This is a genomic window from Micromonospora sp. ANENR4 (genome assembly GCF_015354395.1).
GTDB classification, from domain to species: Bacteria; Actinomycetota; Actinomycetes; order Mycobacteriales; family Micromonosporaceae; genus Micromonospora; species Micromonospora aurantiaca.
Genome location: NZ_JADKYQ010000013.1, coordinates 187132 through 200467, shown reverse-complemented (window position 1 = coordinate 200467; position 13336 = coordinate 187132). Strand labels below are relative to the sequence as shown.

Sequence of the window (13336 nt, the reverse complement as noted above, 5' to 3'; positions counted from 1 at the left end):
CCCCCCGAAGACACCCGCTGGGAACCACGAGCGGAAGGGACACCATGACTCAGGATCTTTCCCCCAGTTCGGCCACGTACCAGTCGACGAACGGTGGTGGTGGCGTACGTGACCAGGCCCGCCAGGTCGGCTCCGACGCCGCGAACGCGGGCGGCGCCGTGGCGCAGACCGCCAAGGAGCAGGGCCGGGAGGTGGTGGGCGAGGCCAAGCGGCAGGCCCGCGACCTCTACGGCGAGACCCGCAGCCAGGTCACCGCGCAGGCCGGTCAGCAGCAGCAGCGCGCCGCCAGCGGACTGCGCTCGCTCGCCGACGAGATGCGCACCATGGCGCAGCAGGGCGGCGGCTCCGGCCCGGTCACCGAGCTGGCCCACCAGGCGGCCGAGCGGGTGCACGGCGTGGCCGGCTGGCTGGAGCAGCGCGAGCCGGGCGACCTCCTCCACGAGGTGAAGAGCTACGCCCGCCGCAACCCGGGCACGTTCCTCGTCGGCGCGGCGTTGCTCGGCGTGGTCGCCGGACGGCTCACCCGCAACATCACCGCGCTCGGCGACGACAGCGCGGCGCGGCCGGCGTACGACCCGGACCGCACCGCCGTCATCCCGACCGCGCGTGAGATGCCGGACCAGGTGCCGCCGGGCGGCTACCTCGACCCGACGCCGGGCAGCTACGCCGAGCCGGACCCGGGCTACTCCGCGCCGGGCGCGACCTACCCGACCGGCGGCGCCCCGAACACCTGGGCCGACCCGGCGGGCGGCACCGGTCAGCCGCTGCCGCCGCCGGAGCGCACCGACCCGCTGCCGGGTGTCCCGTCGACCGGCGCTCCCCGCCCGTGACCGGCCGCACCGGCAGAAGGGAGGCGACGGCATGACCGTACCCACGCAGGACCCCGGCTATCAGGCGGCGGGTGCCCCGCCCCACGCCGACGAGGTGCGCGGCAGCTCGCTCGGCGACCTGATGCGTCAGGTCACCACTGACCTGTCCACGCTGATGCGCCAGGAGGTCGAGCTCGCAAAGGCGGAGATCCGCCAGGAGGGCAAGAAGGCGGGCAAGGCCGCCGGACTGTTCGGCGGCGCCGGCTTCGGCGGCTACATGGTGGCGCTCTTCGTCTCGATCGCGATCTGGCAGTTCCTCGACAACGTCATGGACTCCGGGCTGGCCGCGCTGATCGTGGCCGTCATCTGGGCCGCTGTCGCGGCGGTCCTGTACTCGATGGGCAAGAAGAACGCCGAGCGGATCCGCGGCCTGAAGCAGACGAACGACAGCGTGCAGCGCATCCCCGACGCGCTCAAGCCGCACCCGGAGGGAGTGACCCGATGAGCACCGATCCCGAGCAGATCCGCCGCGAGATCGAAGCCACCCGCAACAACCTCAGCTCGGACGTGGACGCCCTGGCGTACAAGGTCAGCCCGAGCCGCATCGTCGACGACCGCAAGCAGCGCGTCCGCAGCGCGCTGACGAACGTGAAGGACAAGGTGATGGGAACCGCATCGGATCTCGGCCACGGCACCGGCCACGCCGCCCACTCGGTGGGCGACCACGCCTCCTCGATGGCGTCCACGGTGGGCGACAAGGCGCAGTCCGCCGCCGCCACGGTGAGCGACGCCGCGCACCGGGCGCCGCAGGTGGTGCGGCGCAAGTCCGAGGGCAACCCGATCGCCGCCGGCGTGATCGCCTTCGGTGTCGGCATGCTGGTCTCCTCGCTGATCCCGGCCACCCGCCGCGAGCAGCAGGTCGCCGCGCAGGTCAAGGAGAAGGCCGCCGAGCACGGCGGGGTGGTGAAGGAGAAGCTGGGCGAGTTCGCCGGTGAGCTGAAGGACGAGCTGCGCGAACCGGCGCAGCACGCCGCCGAGTCGGTGAAGGCCACCGCGCAGGACGCCGCGCACACGGTCAAGGACGACGGCCGCGCCGCCGCCCAGGACGTCCGGCACAGCGCCGAGCAGGTGCGGTCCTGAAGGTCCGCGCCTCCCGTTAGGAAGGGCCCCTTTTCACCGCCCAGGCGATGAAAAGGGGCCCTTCCTTACACCTCGGCGCGCAACGGTGGTGGGGGCACCGCCCCGGTCTCCACCCAGAGCACCAGGTCGTCGGGGCGGCGCCGGGTCATCCGTCGGCGGAGAACCCGTGTGGAGTTGGCCGCCGTCCGCACCTGGGCGCCCGCGTAGGGCACCCCGCCGCGCAGCCGCCGGCCCACCGCCAGCCAGGCGCACAGCCCGCGTTCCAGCACCCAGGCGGGCGCGGCCAGGCTCGTGTGCGCCGGGAAGACCCGGGTGCCGCCGGCCCGCCGCCGGCCCAGCTCCGCCACTGCGACGGTCGCCAGCCCGGCCCGCAGCAGCAGCCCGGGCCGGCGGGTGGCGAGCGCGACAGCCGTCGCCGGCAGCACCGCCAGCGCGGCCAGCAGCCACACCGGCCGGGCCGTCTCGTCGTACGCCTGGCGGACGCGCTGCCCGAGGAAGTGCCCGACGGTGGGCGGCAGTCGTCGCACGTACAGCCACGCCGGGGTGGCGGTGCTGCCGCCGTACGCGCGCACGGTGCGGACCAGTTCCAGGTTCTCGAAGAGCACGTCGGGGTCGTAGCCGCCCATCGCCAGGAACGTGCTCCGCCGCACCGCGAGCGTGCCCGGCCAGTCCCCGCCGAACACGCGGGCCAGCAGCGTCCGGCCGGTGTCCCACCAGGCGTGCCAGGGCAGCGGTTCGAAGTGGTTCTGCGGCCGGACCAGGTCCATCCCGTCCAGCAGCTGGTGCACCGCGCACAGGGCCGCCCGGTCGTACCGCACGTCGTCGTCGGCGATCACCACGTGCTCGTGCCGGGCCAGCGCGACGCCGGTGAGCACGCCGAGCACCTTGCCGTTGCGCCCGCGCAGCGCCGGGTCCGGCGGTACGTGCCGGACCAGCCCACGCCAGGCGTCGGCGTGCCGGGCGAACAGCTCCGGCGCCGATCCGTCCACCACCACCACGTCGACCCAGCGGCTCAGCTCGCGCAGGTACCCGGTCAGCTCGTCCAGGCCCTCGCCGTCGCGGGCGCGCAGCGGCAGGACGTACGCCATCGGCAGCCGGACCGGCGCGGACGCGGCGCCCTCGTCGTGCGGGTGTGCGGCGGCAGGTCGGTTCACGTCGCCTCCCCCTCGTGTCGGGTCACGCGACTTGCCCGGAATGCGGCTGCTGAAACCGTTTCGGGCGGGCTGTGTCGGGTAGCGCAGCCGGATACGGACGGTCCGAGTCGGAGGGAGACGTGATGCCCAGCAACGCGACGAGATGGACGCTGGCCGGCGCTGCCGCGGTGGCCGCGCTCGGAGTCACCCGGACGGTGGCCCGTCGGCGGCACCGGCACCAACCCGACCGGGAGGACGGCTGGTACGTGGTGCGCCGCGGGATCACCGTGAACCGGCCGGTGGACGAGGTGATCGGGTTCTGGACCGACCGGGAACGGCTCGACCGGGGGCTGGCCGAGTGGGCCACGCTGGAGCAGCTCGACGCGAACCGGTGGCGCTGTGTGGCGGCCGACCCGGCCGGCGGCGGCACCGAGTGGCGGGCCGAGATCACCGTCGACGGACCGGGCCGGTTGAGCTGGCGGGTCACCGACGGTCCGGTCGCCCAGCGCGGCCGGGTCGAACTGGCCGCCGCCCCCCAGGACCGGGGCACCGAGATCCGGGCCGAGCTGCGGTGGCGTTCCGGGCCGATCCGGCGGGCGGTCGGCCTCGTCGGCGGCAGCGACCCGGACCTGGGACTGCGCACGGCGCTGCGCCGGATCAAGTCGCTGGTCGAGACCGGCCAGGTGCTCGACACCCGGCACGACCCGTCCGGGCGCAGCCCGCGCCAGGAACGGGCGACGGACAAGGTACGCGAGAAGCTGATGGCGGGAGGACGACCGTGAGGGCGTTGTGCTGGGAGGGCGTCGGCAAGCTGGCCGTGCGGGACGTGCCGGAGCCGACCATCAGGTCCGGCGGCGACATCATCGTCAAGGTGCGCGCGAGCAGCGTCTGCGGCTCCGACCTGCACCTGATCAACGGTTACCTGCCGGCGATGCGCGAGGGTGACATCCTCGGCCACGAGTTCATGGGCGAGGTGGTCGAGACCGGCCCGGACGTGCGCCGGATCTCCGTCGGCGACCGTGTCGTGGTCGGATCCGTGGTGGCCTGCGGCTCGTGCTGGTACTGCCGCACCGAGCAGTTCTCGCTGTGCGACAACTCCAACCCGCAGCCGGTCTTCACCGAAAAGCTGTGGGGCCACTCGCCCGCCGGCATCCTCGGCTACTCGCACGCGGCGGGCGGCTACGCGGGCAGTCACGCCGAGTACATCCGGGTGCCGTTCGGCGACGTCGGCGCGTTCACCGTGCCGGACGGGGTGCCGGACGACTCGGTCGTGTTCGCCTCCGACGCGATGCCGACCGGCTGGATGGCCGCCGACTTCTGCAACCTCAAGGGCGGCGAGGTGGTGGCGGTCTGGGGTGCCGGTGGCGTCGGCCAGATGGCGGCCCGGTCCGCGCAGATCCTCGGCGCCGAGCGGGTCGTGGTCATCGACCGGCTGCCGGAGCGGCTCGCCACCGCCGCGCAGCGCCTCGGCGTGGAGACGATCAACTACGCCGAGACCGACGTGCTGGAGGCGCTGCGGGAGATGACCGCCGGGCGCGGCCCGGACGCCTGCATCGAGGCCGTCGGCATGGAGTCGTACGACGTCGGCCCGGTCTACGCGTACGACAAGGCCAAGCAGACGGTACGCGCACAGACCGACCGCCCCACCTCGGTCCGGCAGGCGATCATGGCGGCCCGCAAGGGCGGCACGGTGAGCATCGTCGGCGTGTACGGCGGTCTGGTGGACAAGTTCCCGCTCGGCGCGGCCATGAACAAGGCCCTGGTGCTGCGGATGGGGCAGATGCACGCCCAGCGCTACATCCCGATGCTGCTGGACCGGGTAGCGGCCGGCGAGATCGACCCCGGCTACCTGGCCACCCACCCGATGTCGCTGGAGCAGGGCGCCCGGGGTTACGAGATCTTCGAGAAGAAGGAGGACGGCTGCCTGCGTACCGTGCTGCACCCGCAGGCCGCCTGACCGTGCCAGGGGTGCGCCCGGTTCAGCGCAGCGGGCGTACCCCACCGGCCGGGCGTGCGCCGTCGGCCGGGCGTACCCCGTCGAGCACCAGGCCGCCGGGCGGCAACGCCGGCATGGCGCCGAGGTCGAGCGCCAGGTCCTGCGGCGGTACGCGGTAGCTCATCGCGCCGGTCAGGTTCGTCACCGCCCGTTTCATCAGCTCGATCGTGATCCACTCACCGGCGCAGCGGTGGCCGGTGAAGTGGTCGCCGCCGCCCTGCGGGACCAGGCCGAACGGGTCGTCGCGCCAGCCCACGAAGCGCTCCGGGCGGAACCGTTCCGGCTCCGGCCACACGTCGGGGTGGTGATTGGTGCCGTACAGGTCGAGCAGCACCCGCCGGCCCTGCGGGAACGCGTACCCGCGCCACTGGAACGAGCGGCGGACCCGGGCCGCGGCGACCGGGAAGAACGGGTAGTAGCGGCGTACCTCCTGCACGAACTGCTCGGTCGCGGCGTCATCGCCCGGTAGCCGGTCCCGCCAGTGCGGGTGGTCGTGCAGCGCCAGCGCGGCGAAGACCACGTACCGGTCCACCGCGACGGTGGGGCGCAGCACGTTCAGCAGCTCCACAGCGGCGATCCGGCGCGGCAGCGGCAGCCCTCGTTCGTCCCGGTGCCCGGCCACCACCGCCAGTGCGCTGCCCTCCGGGGCGGATACCGCGCCCGCGCGTACCCGCTCGATCAGCTCGCCGGCCCAGCGTTGCGCGTGCCGGCGGCCGCGCCGTCCGCGCCAGTGCCGGGGGCCCACCGCGGCCGGCGCCTCGATCATGGCGTGCATCTCGGCGGTGCGGCGCGGCACGTCTGCCTCGGCCAGCGGAACCCCGGCCCAGGCCCAGACCGTACGGGTCAGGATCCGGCCCACCTCGTCGTAGAGCACCACCGGGCCGTCCTGCGCCCAGACCGGGATCCGGGCCTGCCACTGCTCGTCGAAGATCTCCCCGAGGCGGCGGATCGCGGCCGGCGTCATGATCGACATGAACATCGCCTTGCGGACCTGGTGGGCCTGCCCGTCGAGGCCCTGCACGCCGCCGACGCCGGTGAGCGTGCGCTGCCCGCGCATCGGCATGGCGCCGCGCCGGACGAACCGCTCCTCGTCGTAGAACAGCTCGGCTGCTTCCCGGCCGCGCAGGCAGATCGTCGGCTCCAACAGCAGCCGGGTCTGGAAGACGTCGCTGCCGAGGCGGTCGCAGCGGGAGCCGACGAAGCGGTAGCCCTCCCGGAGGAACGCCAGCGTGCTGTCCGGGCTCCGGTCGCTCGGCATGGTGCTCATCTCGGCTGCTCCTGACGCGGTTCGGCGGCGCTGCCTACCTACCCGGGCCGACGCGGCCGAACCCTCCATTCCAGCAGCTCCGGCCCCCTGGGGGAGGGGCCGGCCACGCGGGCGGGCGCTGGCCCCTCCCCGGGCCCGGAAAAGCTGGTTGGCTCGGGTTCGCGGACCGGCGGCGACCGGCCCGCCGCCCGCCGGCGCGACGTCCGGGGGCGTCATCGACGACGGGGGAGGGTACCGATGCGTGACGACAGGGCGGCACGACGGCACCGCGAGGCACCGGCCCGGCTGCGCGGCGACGGCCGCGACGGGCCGCTGATCGGCACGCCCCGGCGCGCCGCCGCCCGCCCGCCGCGCTACTTCACCGTGCACCTGGGCTTCGCCGCCGACGATCCGGCGGTCGCGCGCGAGCACGCCGTGGCGTACGCCGAAGCGCTCGGCCTGCTCCGCCCGGAGCTGGCGCTCGCCGCGGCGGCGCTGTCCCCGGCGGACGCCTGGCACCGCGCCGAGCGGCTGTTCTGCGACGCCGCCGGGCCCGACGGCGAGCGCTGCGCCGACGTGGCCGGTCACCCCGGCTTCCACCACGCGCCCGGCCCGGGCGGGCTCGGCTGGGGCGACGGTGACTGAGGTGCGCTCAGTCCAGGTCGAACTCGCCGTCCTGGGCGCCCGCGACGAACGCGTCCCATTCGGCCTGGGTGAAGACCAGCACCGGCCCGTCCGGCTCGGCGGAGTTGCGCATACCGATCAGGTCGTCGACGAAGGCCACTTCGACCGCTCCCTCGGAGGTGTCGCCCTCAGCCCGCTGCCAAACCGCCCGGGAGAGGTCGAAATCGCCCTTGGGGTGCTGACCCATCGCTGCTCCTCCATCGCCATGCGTAACGAGGCGGCCCGAGCGGACCACATCGGGCAGGATAAGCGGATGCCGAGCCTCACCCGTGCAGAGGCGACCGCGCGCCGCGCGTCGATCACCGTCGAGTCCTACGATGTGGACCTCGACCTGACCGGCGACGCCGAGCGGTTCCGCTCCGCCGTCACCATCCGGTTCCGGGCCACCCCCGACGCCGAGACCTTCGTCGACGTCAAGCCGCGCCGACTCCTCGCCGCCCGCCTCAACGGCAACGACCTCGACCCGGCCCTGCTCGCCGGCGACCGGCTGCCGCTGACCGGCCTGGCCGAGGACAACACGCTCACCGTCGAGGCCGAGATGGCCTACTCCAACACCGGCGAGGGGCTGCACCGTTTCGTCGACCCGGCCGACGGCGAGACCTACCTCTACGCGCTGTCCTTCCTGGACGACGGGCCGCGCATCTTCGCCGCGTTCGACCAGCCCGACCTGAAGGCCCCGGTGACGCTGACCGTCACCGCGCCGCCGGAGTGGACCGTCGCCGCCAACGGGCCGCTCGCCGACCGGCCCGCACCGGGGCGCTGGGAGTTCGCCACCACCGAGCCGCTGGCCACCTACTTCGTCTCGCTGATCGCCGGGCCCTGGCACGTGCTGCGCGCCGAACACGACGGCATCCCGCTCGGCCTCTACTGCCGGCGTTCGCTCGCCGAGCACCTGGACGCCGACGCCGAGGAGATCCTCACCGTCACCCGGCAGTGCCTCGACCGCTTCCACGAGCTGTTCGCCGAGCGCTACCCGTTCGGCAAGTACGACCAGGCGTTCGTGCCCGAGTTCAACGCCGGCGCGATGGAGAACCCGGGCCTGGTCACGATCCGCGACGACTACGTCTATCGCTCAGCGGTCACCGACACCCAGCGGGAGCTGCGCGCCACCACCATCGCCCACGAGATGGCGCACATGTGGTTCGGTGACCTGGTCACCATGAGCTGGTGGGACGACCTGTGGCTCAACGAGTCCTTCGCCGAATACCTGGGCACCCGGGTCACCGCCGAGGCGACCCGGTTCGACCGGGCGTGGACCACGTTCGCGAGCCACCGCAAGGCCTGGGGCTACACCGCCGACCAGCGTCCCTCCACCCACCCGGTGGCGCCGGAGGAGGTGGCAGACGCCGCACAGGCGCTGCTGAACTTCGACGGCATCTCGTACGCCAAGGGCGCCAGCGTGCTGCGCCAGCTCGTCGCCTGGCTCGGTGACGAGGCGTTCCTGGCCGGGCTGAACGCGCACTTCGCCGCGCACCGGTTCGGCAACGCGACGCTCGCCGACCTGCTGGCCGCCCTGGGTACGGCGAGCGGCCGCGACCTGGACGGCTGGGCGGAACGCTGGCTGCGCCGCGCGCAGGTGAACACGCTGCGGGTCGACACCGCCGTGGACGCCGACGGGCGGTGGACCGACGTGGCGATCGTGCAGACCGCCCCGGCGAGCCACCCGGTGCTGCGGCCGCACCGCATCGGTGTGGCCCACCACACCGCGGACGGCCCGGCGTACCGGTTCGAGGTCGACCTCGACCCCGACGCCGACGGCGGCCGGACGCCGCTGCCCGAGCTGGTCGGACGGCCCGCCACCGGGCTCGTGCTGCCGAACGCCGGTGACCTGACGTTCGCGAAGATCCGCCTCGACCCGGCCTCGGCGGACGCGGTGCCGCTGCTGCTGCCGGGGCTCGACGACTCGCTGGCCCGGGCGCTGCTCTGGGCCGAGACGCTTGACGCGGTCACCGACGGCGAACGGCCGGCCGGCGCGCTCGCCGGGCTGATCGCGGCGGCGCTGTCCGCCGAGACCGAGGTGACGATCGTCGAGGACGTGCTGCTGCTCAGCCGCCGGCTGATCGACCGCTACCTCGACCCGCTCGCCCGGGCCGCGGCGCTGGTGCGGGTGGCGACCGCATGTGGGGCGCTGCTCGACTCGGCGCCCGCGGGTGGCTCCCTGCAACTGGCGGCGGCGCGGGGTCTGATCGGCGCGACAACCGACACCGCCATGCTGACCGGCTGGCTCGCCGGCAAGGACGTGCCGCCGGGTCTGGCGGTCGACGCCGACCTGCGCTGGGCGGTGCTGCGCCGACTCGTGGTGCTCGGGGCCGCCGGTGCGCCGGAGATCGACGCCGAGGCCGACGCCGACCGCAGCGCCACCGGCGCCGAGCAGGCTGCCGCGTGCCGGGCCGCGTTGCCCGACGTCGACGCGAAGCGGGCCGCGTGGGAGATCGTCACGCGCAGCACCGAGCTGTCGAACCGGCTGGTCGAGGCGACCGCCGAGGGCTTCTGGCAGCCCGAGCAGGCCGAGCTGACCGCCGGGTACGTGGAGCGCTACTTCACCGACATGCCGGCGGCGGCGCGGCTGCGTACCGCGTGGGTGGCCGACGCGGTCACAGTGGCCGCGTACCCCCGCTACGCCGTGTCGCAACCCACCCGGGAGATGGCCGCGGCGCTGCTGGCCCGCGACGACCTCACGCCCGGCCTGCGGCGATGGGTGACGGACCTGGACGACGACATGCGCCGGGCGCTGGTGGCCCGGACGGCGGTGGCCGCCGCGTCGGCCTGACCGGGGCACGCCGGGCGGGGCCCACCCGCCCGGCGTGGCCGACCCCGCCCGAGCCCGCCCGCCGCGCGGCCTACGATCGCGGGGTGGAGGAAGACATCCGGCGGGTCGGCATCATGGGCGGCACGTTCGACCCGATCCACCACGGGCACCTGGTGGCGGCGAGTGAGGTGGCCGACCGGTTCGGTCTGGACGAGGTCGTGTTCGTGCCGACCGGGCAACCGTGGCAGAAGGCGGAGGAAGCTGTCACCCCGGCCGAGGACCGCTACCTCATGACGGTGATCGCCACCGCCTCCAACCCGCGCTTCCAGGTGAGCCGGGTCGACATCGACCGGGGCGGTCCCACCTACACCGTCGACACGCTGCGCGACCTGCACGCCGAGTACGGCCCGAAGGCCCAGCTGTTCTTCATCACCGGCGCGGACGCCCTGGAACGCATCCTCTCCTGGAAGGACCTGGACGAAGCGCTCGAACTGGCCCACTTCATCGGCGTGACCCGGCCCGGTTTCGAACTCACCGACAAGCACCTGCCGGCCGACTCGGTGAGCCTCGTGCAGGTGCCCGCGATGGCGATCTCCTCGACCGACTGCCGCGCGCGGGTCGCCCGGGGAGAGCCGGTGTGGTACCTGGTGCCCGACGGTGTGGTGCAGTACATCGCGAAGCGGCGTCTTTACCAGCGGTGATTCGCCCCTGTGTGTCCCGGTTCATGCCTGAAATCGACCAGAACTGACAAGTCGCCGCACCGCCGGGTGTGAGACGCTTGGAGGGTCGCACGGTTGATCGAAGGAGAACGGTGACAGTTTCCGAACGCGCGCACGAGCTGGCGATGGCCGCCGCCCAGGCCGCGGCCGACAAGAAGGCACAGGACATCGTCATCATCGACGTGGGCGACCAGCTCGCGATCACCGACGCGTTCCTGCTGGCCGCCGCTCCGAACGAGCGTCAGGTCCTCGCCATCGTCGACGCCATCGAGGAGCGCCTGCTGGAGCTGCCGGAGAAGGCCAAGCCGGTGCGCCGCGAGGGCGAGCGGGGTGGCCGCTGGGTGCTGCTCGACTACGTCGACATCGTGGTCCACGTCCAGCACACCGAGGAGCGCGAGTTCTACGCCCTCGACCGGCTCTGGAAGGACTGCCCGCAGATTCCCTTCGAGGACCGCGACCTGGCCGACTCGGCCGCCGGCACCGCCACCGCCGAATGACCCGCCTGATCGTCTGGCGGCACGGCAACACCGACTGGAACGCCGGAAGCCGCGTCCAGGGCCAGACCGACGTGCCGCTCAACGACCTCGGCCGGGAGCAGGCACGTGCCGCCGCGCCGGTGCTCGCCGCGCTGCGCCCGGACGCGATCGTCGCCAGCGACCTGCGCCGGGCCGCCGACACCGCCGCCGCGCTCGCGGCGCTGACCGGGCTACCGGTCCGCTCCGACGCCCGGCTGCGCGAACGGCACTTCGGCCAGTGGCAGGGCCTCACCCTGACCGAGGCGGCCGAGCGGTTCCCCGACGAGTACGCCCGCTGGCGGGCCGGCGACCCCGACCCCGGCGCCGGCATCGAGCCCCTGGGCGACCTGGGCGCCCGGCTCGGCGCCGGGTTCCAGGACGCCGCAGGCCTCGCCGTCGGCGGCACCGTCGTGGTGACCACGCACGGTGGCGGCGCCCGGCAGGGCGTCGGGCACCTGCTCGGCTGGGACCACACGGTGCTGCGCAGCCTCGGCTCGCTGGCGAACTGCCACTGGACCGAACTGCGCCACGACGACGTGCGGGGCTGGCACCTGCGCGCGCACAACGTCGGCCTGATCACCCAGCCGGCGCTCACCGACGCGGTCTGACACCTCCGGCCCCGGCACGTCACAGCGCCATCGGCTAGCGTGCCGGTCATGCCCGTCGCGGTCGTCACCGACTCCACCGCCTACCTGCCCCCCGACCTGATCCGCGCACGCGGCCTCACAGTCGTCCCGCTCACAGTCGTGCTCAACGGCGCGGAAGGACTGGAGGGCGTCGAGACCTCCCCGGCCGACGCCACCCGCGCGCTGAGCGGCCGGCGGGTCTCGGTGAGCACGTCCCGGCCCGCGCCCGAACAGTTCGCGCAGGTCTATCGCAGATTGCTCGCCGAGGGCGCCGACGGCGTGGTGTCGGTGCACCTGTCCGCCGAGCTGTCCGGCACCGTCGAGGCCGCCCGGCTGGCCGCCGCCGAGGTCGGCGACGACCGCGTCACGGTGGTCGACAGCCGATCCACAGGCATGGGCCTCGGCTTCCCGGCGCTCGCCGCCGCTGCGGCCGCCGCGCAGGGCGCCGACCTGACCGGGGTACGCGACGCGGCGCTGGACGCGGTCACCAGGACCACCATCTACTTCTACGTCGACACGCTGGAGTTCCTGCGCCGGGGCGGCCGGATCAACGCGGCCGAGGCGCTGCTCGGCACCGCCCTCTCGGTCAAGCCGATCATGCACATGCCGGACGGCGCGATCGTGGTGAAGGACAAGGTCCGCACCGCCAGCCGGGGCGTGGCACGCCTGGTCGACCTCGCCGTCGAGGCAGCAGGTGACGCCCAGGTGGACCTCGCCGTGCACCACCTCGCCGCGCCGCAACGCGCCGAGCAGTTGCTGACGGCGCTGACCGAGCGGCTGGGCGATCGCCTGCACGACACGTACGTCACCGAGGCCGGAGCCGTCGTCGCCGCGCACGCCGGGCCCGGGCTGGCATGCGTGGTGGTGCACCGCCGCACCCCATAGGGTGGCCGGATGAGCGCTCTGTCGTACGTCGTCACCGGCGGCGGGCGCGGCGTCGGACGGGCCGTCGTCGAACGGCTGGCCGCAGACGGCGGCACAGTGGTCGTGGTCGAGCGGGACACCAGCGCGCTGGACTGGCTGGCCCGCCACCCGCTCGCCGACCGGCTGCACGCCCTGACCGGCGACGCCGGTGACGAGGCGGTCACCGGCCGGGCCGCCGACCGCGCCGAGGCACACGCGCCACTGGCCGGCTGGGTCAACAACGCCGCCGTCTTCCGCGACGCCGACCTGCACCGCGCGCCCGCGAGCGAGGTCGTCGACCTGATCGCGCTGAACCTGCGCCCCGCCGTGGCCGGGGCTGCGACCGCCGTACGCCGGTTCCTGGCCGCACGCACCGGCGGCGCGATCGTCAACGTCTCATCCCACCAGGCCCGCCGGGCGGTGCCGGGGGCACTGCCGTACGCCACCGCCAAGGCCGCGCTGGAGGGGCTGACCCGGGCGCTCGCCGTCGACTACGGTCCGCGCGGGATCCGCGCCAACGCGGTCGCGCTCGGGTCCATCCACACCGAACGGCACGCCGCCTACCTGGCCGGACTCGACCCGGCCGGGGTGGAGCACGTCGACGCGGAGATGGCCCGGCTGCACCCGCTCGGCCGGATCGGGCGTACCGACGAGGTGGCCGAGGTGGTCGCGTTCCTGCTCTCCGACCGCGCCTCGTTCGTCAACGGCGCGACGGTGCCGGTCGACGGTGGGCGGGCCGCGCTCGGGCTGGACCCGGAGGCACGCTGAGCTTCGCCTTCCGGCCGCCCTAGCACAGTCAGGGCTGATCGGGCTCCT

General features: G+C 74.1%; 15 protein-coding genes. 12 read left to right on the top strand and 3 right to left on the bottom strand.

Annotation, left to right across the window (positions count from 1 at the left end):
• The first annotated feature begins 44 nt into the window (after positions 1 to 44).
• From IRY44_RS23450 to IRY44_RS23440, 3 genes are read left to right on the top strand one after another with little or no spacing between them, the layout of a single operon-like run.
• Positions 45 to 830 carry a hypothetical protein gene (locus IRY44_RS23450; protein WP_194802372.1) on the top strand — a complete coding sequence of 262 codons (786 nt, stop codon included), beginning with the start codon at positions 45 to 47 and terminating at the stop codon, positions 828 to 830.
• A gap of 31 nt (positions 831 to 861) precedes the next feature.
• Positions 862 to 1314: a phage holin family protein gene (locus IRY44_RS23445; protein ID WP_018787295.1), complete on the top strand. Its 453-nt coding sequence runs from the start codon at positions 862 to 864 to the stop codon at positions 1312 to 1314.
• Entirely contained in the window at positions 1311 to 1949 is a 639-nt protein-coding gene (locus tag IRY44_RS23440; RefSeq protein WP_194802371.1) for a DUF3618 domain-containing protein, read from the top strand. Before IRY44_RS23445 ends, IRY44_RS23440 begins: the two co-directional genes overlap by 4 nt.
• Positions 1950 to 2014: 65 nt before the next feature.
• Here the strand turns inward: IRY44_RS23440 and IRY44_RS23435 are convergent, their stop codons facing one another.
• Complete coding sequence (locus tag IRY44_RS23435; protein ID WP_194802370.1) at positions 2015 to 3103, bottom strand: glycosyltransferase family 2 protein; 1089 nt, start codon at positions 3101 to 3103, stop codon at positions 2015 to 2017.
• 122 nt (positions 3104 to 3225) lie between these two features.
• On the opposite strand from IRY44_RS23435, the gene IRY44_RS23430 reads away from it, so the two are divergent.
• Positions 3226 to 3864: a cyclase gene (locus tag IRY44_RS23430; protein WP_194802369.1), complete on the top strand. Its 639-nt coding sequence runs from the start codon at positions 3226 to 3228 to the stop codon at positions 3862 to 3864.
• On the top strand, positions 3861 to 5039 hold the full coding sequence (locus IRY44_RS23425) for a zinc-dependent alcohol dehydrogenase (protein WP_194802368.1): 1179 nt from the start codon (positions 3861 to 3863) through the stop codon (positions 5037 to 5039). Before IRY44_RS23430 ends, IRY44_RS23425 begins: the two co-directional genes overlap by 4 nt.
• A 22-nt stretch (positions 5040 to 5061) precedes the next feature.
• Here the strand turns inward: IRY44_RS23425 and IRY44_RS23420 are convergent, their stop codons facing one another.
• Positions 5062 to 6345 carry a cytochrome P450 gene (locus tag IRY44_RS23420; RefSeq protein ID WP_194802367.1) on the bottom strand — a complete coding sequence of 428 codons (1284 nt, stop codon included), beginning with the start codon at positions 6343 to 6345 and terminating at the stop codon, positions 5062 to 5064.
• A gap of 237 nt (positions 6346 to 6582) precedes the next feature.
• On the opposite strand from IRY44_RS23420, the gene IRY44_RS23415 reads away from it, so the two are divergent.
• Entirely contained in the window at positions 6583 to 6969 is a 387-nt protein-coding gene (locus IRY44_RS23415) for a hypothetical protein (protein WP_194802366.1), read from the top strand.
• Between the two features lie 7 nt (positions 6970 to 6976).
• Here the strand turns inward: IRY44_RS23415 and IRY44_RS23410 are convergent, their stop codons facing one another.
• Positions 6977 to 7195 carry a DUF397 domain-containing protein gene (locus IRY44_RS23410; RefSeq protein WP_013287999.1) on the bottom strand — a complete coding sequence of 73 codons (219 nt, stop codon included), beginning with the start codon at positions 7193 to 7195 and terminating at the stop codon, positions 6977 to 6979.
• A 66-nt stretch (positions 7196 to 7261) separates the two neighbouring features.
• Here IRY44_RS23410 and pepN point away from each other — a divergent pair, with 66 nt between their 5' ends.
• The 6 genes from pepN (at position 7262) to IRY44_RS23380 (ending at position 13288) form a co-directional block, all read left to right on the top strand.
• Entirely contained in the window at positions 7262 to 9778 is a 2517-nt protein-coding gene (gene pepN / locus IRY44_RS23405; protein WP_194802365.1) for an aminopeptidase N, read from the top strand.
• Between the two features lie 83 nt (positions 9779 to 9861).
• Positions 9862 to 10458, top strand: coding sequence for a nicotinate-nucleotide adenylyltransferase (nadD, locus tag IRY44_RS23400; protein WP_013475510.1), 597 nt, complete (start codon positions 9862 to 9864; stop codon positions 10456 to 10458).
• Positions 10459 to 10568: 110 nt separating this feature from the next.
• Positions 10569 to 10973 carry a ribosome silencing factor gene (gene rsfS / locus IRY44_RS23395; RefSeq protein WP_194802364.1) on the top strand — a complete coding sequence of 135 codons (405 nt, stop codon included), beginning with the start codon at positions 10569 to 10571 and terminating at the stop codon, positions 10971 to 10973.
• Positions 10970 to 11599: a histidine phosphatase family protein gene (locus tag IRY44_RS23390; protein WP_194802363.1), complete on the top strand. Its 630-nt coding sequence runs from the start codon at positions 10970 to 10972 to the stop codon at positions 11597 to 11599. The genes rsfS and IRY44_RS23390 overlap by 4 nt, the downstream gene beginning before the upstream one ends.
• A 48-nt stretch (positions 11600 to 11647) precedes the next feature.
• Positions 11648 to 12502: a DegV family protein gene (locus IRY44_RS23385; RefSeq protein ID WP_194802362.1), complete on the top strand. Its 855-nt coding sequence runs from the start codon at positions 11648 to 11650 to the stop codon at positions 12500 to 12502.
• A 9-nt stretch (positions 12503 to 12511) separates the two neighbouring features.
• Positions 12512 to 13288 carry an SDR family NAD(P)-dependent oxidoreductase gene (locus IRY44_RS23380; protein ID WP_194802361.1) on the top strand — a complete coding sequence of 259 codons (777 nt, stop codon included), beginning with the start codon at positions 12512 to 12514 and terminating at the stop codon, positions 13286 to 13288.
• Positions 13289 to 13336 lie beyond the last annotated feature (48 nt).

Coding starts and splice junctions, on each gene's coding strand:
- IRY44_RS23390 (WP_194802363.1), top strand. CDS start 10,970: ATGACCCGCCTGATCGTCTGGCGGCACGGCAACACCGACTGGAACGCC.
- IRY44_RS23420 (WP_194802367.1), bottom strand. CDS start 6,345: ATGAGCACCATGCCGAGCGACCGGAGCCCGGACAGCACGCTGGCGTTC.
- IRY44_RS23440 (WP_194802371.1), top strand. CDS start 1,311: ATGAGCACCGATCCCGAGCAGATCCGCCGCGAGATCGAAGCCACCCGC.
- IRY44_RS23385 (WP_194802362.1), top strand. CDS start 11,648: ATGCCCGTCGCGGTCGTCACCGACTCCACCGCCTACCTGCCCCCCGAC.
- IRY44_RS23380 (WP_194802361.1), top strand. CDS start 12,512: ATGAGCGCTCTGTCGTACGTCGTCACCGGCGGCGGGCGCGGCGTCGGA.
- IRY44_RS23445 (WP_018787295.1), top strand. CDS start 862: ATGACCGTACCCACGCAGGACCCCGGCTATCAGGCGGCGGGTGCCCCG.
- IRY44_RS23415 (WP_194802366.1), top strand. CDS start 6,583: ATGCGTGACGACAGGGCGGCACGACGGCACCGCGAGGCACCGGCCCGG.
- IRY44_RS23430 (WP_194802369.1), top strand. CDS start 3,226: ATGCCCAGCAACGCGACGAGATGGACGCTGGCCGGCGCTGCCGCGGTG.
- IRY44_RS23410 (WP_013287999.1), bottom strand. CDS start 7,195: ATGGGTCAGCACCCCAAGGGCGATTTCGACCTCTCCCGGGCGGTTTGG.
- pepN (WP_194802365.1), top strand. CDS start 7,262: ATGCCGAGCCTCACCCGTGCAGAGGCGACCGCGCGCCGCGCGTCGATC.
- IRY44_RS23450 (WP_194802372.1), top strand. CDS start 45: ATGACTCAGGATCTTTCCCCCAGTTCGGCCACGTACCAGTCGACGAAC.